This window comes from Sulfuricurvum sp. (assembly GCF_049305995.1).
Classification (GTDB): Bacteria; Campylobacterota; Campylobacteria; order Campylobacterales; family Sulfurimonadaceae; genus Sulfuricurvum.
In genome coordinates, this window is sequence record NZ_JBAQPS010000112.1 from 1 (window position 1) to 3125 (window position 3125).

Consider the following 3125-nt stretch of genomic DNA (forward strand, 5'->3'; position numbering starts at 1 on the left):
GTCATACAGTCTCCCGTACATCCCCATACTGGCAACAACAAAATAAAAAATAAAAAGATCGTTTTCATAAATACGATTATGCCACAGTTACGGTAATCTCTTCATCTTTTGCATCAAAAGTAACCGATGAGCCTTCATCCACTTCTCCGCCGAGAATCAAGTCAGCAAGGCGGTCTTCAACGATCTCATAAAGTGCGCGCTTGAGCGGACGTGCACCGTAGACCGGATCGAATCCCGCACTCGCGATATAGCGTTTCGCACTGTCAGTGAGGGTGAGGGTAATGTCACGCTCTTCCACTTTTGCCGCAATGTCTCTAAAGAAGAGATCGACGATGCTGAGGATTTGCGCTTCACCCAACGGATTAAAGACCACTACATCATCCAAACGGTTTAAAAATTCTGGTTTAAAGTGCTGTTTCAACTCACCCAGAACCATGGCTTGCAATCCTGCATCACCGTGATGTGCCATGATCTTATCACTCGCGATGTTGGAGGTCAAGATGATGATGGTGTTGGTAAAATCGACCACTACCCCTTTGTTATCGGTCAGACGTCCATCATCGAGCACTTGTAAGAGGACATTAAACACATCGGGGTGCGCTTTTTCGACTTCATCGAACAAGATAACACTATAAGGCTTACGGCGCACCGCTTCGGTAAGCTGTCCCCCCTCATCAAACCCGACGTACCCCGGAGGGGCACCGACGAGACGTGACACGGCATGTTTCTCCATGTATTCGGACATATCGATTCGGATCATCGATTCGCTACTGTCAAAGAGAAATTTCGCCAATGTTTTCGCCGTCTGCGTTTTCCCGACTCCCGTAGGACCGAGGAACAAGAATGAGCCTATAGGACGACTCTTATCGGAGAGTCCCGCTTTGTTGCGTTTAATCGCACGAGCTACGGCATGGGTCGCTTCTACTTGCCCTACGAAATCGCGATTGAGTTCCTCTTCGATATGGAGAATTTTCTCTTTTTCGCCTTGAAGCATTTTGTTCACCGGAATTTTTGTCCAACGGCTCACAATCCCTGCGATAGAGGCTTCATCGACACTGTTTTTTAGCAGTGTCCCCTCGGCTACCATCCCTTTCCATCTCTCTTGGAGCGCTTTCTCTTCCTCAAACAATTTCGGGATTTGACCGTATTCGATCTCTGCAGCTTTGTTAAAGTCCGCCGCTTGTTTCGCACTTTCGGCTTCTCGGCGTTTGGCTTCGATTTCGGCCTTGATTTTCGCTACCCGCTCGAACACCTCTTTTTCATGAGCGAACTGCGATTCCAAACTACGTCGCTCTTCCCCCGCAACGGCAAGTTCACGCTCGATCTCATCAAGTCGTTTGGTATTGGCAACTGACTCTTCCCTTTTTAGAGCCTCTTTTTCGACTTGCAAATGGGTAAGACGGCGTTTAACGCTTGCCAATGCGTTCGGCTCGGATTCGATTTGCATTTTTAGCTCTGCCGCCGCCTCATCGATCAAATCGATCGCTTTGTCCGGTAAAAAACGGTCATTGATATAACGATCTGAGAGTTTTGCCGCCGCCACCAGTGCCGAATCGGTAATAGTGACATTATGATGTGATTCCAAACGCTCTTTGAGTCCGCGAAGGATTTGAAGCGATTGGTTCACGCTCGGCTCATCCACATTCACCGGCTGAAAACGGCGTTGGAGTGCCGCATCTTTTTCGAAATATTTACGATACTCTTTGAGCGTTGTCGCCCCAATAGTGTGTAACTCTCCGCGAGCCAGTGCCGGTTTGAGGATATTCGCCGCATCCATTGACCCCTCAGAGGCACCCGCTCCGACGATGGTATGAATCTCATCGATAAAGAGGATAACGTTCCCGCTCTTTTTGACCTCATCGATAACGGCTTTGAGACGATCTTCGAACTCACCGCGGTATTTCGCTCCTGCAATCAGGGCGCTCATATCGAGCGTTACGACACGTTTGTTTTGAAGACTGATCGGGACTTCTTTGGCAACAATACGCTGTGCAAGTCCTTCGACCAATGCCGTTTTACCAACACCCGGTTCACCGAGGAGGATCGGATTGTTTTTCGTTTTACGTATCAAAATCTGCATCATACGTGAAATCTCTTCATCGCGTCCGATAACGGGAGAGAGTTTCCCCTCTATCGCTTCACGATTCAAATCTATCCCGTATTTGGCAAGAGATTCGAGGTTTTCATCGGCGGTTTGAGACTCGATTTTTTGCCCTGCACGAGATGCTTCGAAGGTTTTCGCAAGCTCTCTGAGATCGATGTATTTCCCTAAGATCGATTTGAACGGATCGTTTTGGAGATTCGCAACGATGTAGGTATCAATCGCCAAAAAGCCATCCCCGTTTTTCGCCATCTCCCCAGAACTTACTTCGAGTGAATGGGCAAAATTACGGGAGAGTCGAATACTCTCTTTGGTGACGTGCGAGGCACTCGGAAGTTTGGATGCCGCACTTTTGACATCGAGTTCAATCGCCGTTTTATCGACGTTCATTTTTGCAAACATCTGGTTAAGCGGGGAGTTGCTGTTGGCGAGCAATGCCCATAAAAAATGGATCGGCTCGACTTCGCTGTTTTTGTTGTGTAGTGCTAAAGAGATCGAAGATTCGATCATCTCGGTCATTTGATGGGTAAGTTTTTCAAAAATATTGGCTGACATAAAATTCTCCTAGTTGAGTTACAAGAATTATAATACTTTGAGTCACTTATTGTCAAGTCTTTTAAATCATTTTATTTAGAAGTCTGTCATCCTGAACTCGATTCAGGATCTATTCTTAGATTGCGGATCTAGTCCGCAATGACGGAAACTAAATCAAAAAAACTGAAATAACCCCTATTAAGCCTCCGAACACTCCGCCCCAAACCACGAGCCATCCCAAATGTTCCTTCATTAGTCCATGCAACATCTCTTTTATCATTATCGGAGTAAGCTCTGCCAGACGCGCTTCGACGATCCCTTCAATCGATTCACTCAAATGCGCTCCCCCTTGGTGCAGATGGGTATTGAGCGCATTCATAAACGATTCACTCTGGCTAATCTCAATCGTAGAGGCTTTGATTTTTTCCAAAAACGGCTCTTTGAGTTTACCGATGATCGCTTCACCCCCGAACATCCCCAGCATTCCTCC

General features: G+C 47.0%; 1 protein-coding gene and 1 pseudogene. Both read right to left on the bottom strand.

Annotated features, from left to right (window positions below; translation table 11 throughout):
- Nucleotides 1-76 precede the first annotated feature (76 nt).
- A complete protein-coding gene (locus tag WA010_RS03730) occupies nt 77-2656 on the bottom strand; it encodes an ATP-dependent Clp protease ATP-binding subunit (RefSeq protein WP_422555825.1) in 2580 nt (859 codons plus the stop codon).
- Between the two features lie 148 nt (nt 2657-2804).
- Nucleotides 2805-3125 (bottom strand): annotated as a pseudogene (locus WA010_RS03735) (DUF445 domain-containing protein); the annotation flags it as partial.

Coding starts and splice junctions, on each gene's coding strand:
- WA010_RS03730 (WP_422555825.1), bottom strand. CDS start 2,656: ATGTCAGCCAATATTTTTGAAAAACTTACCCATCAAATGACCGAGATG.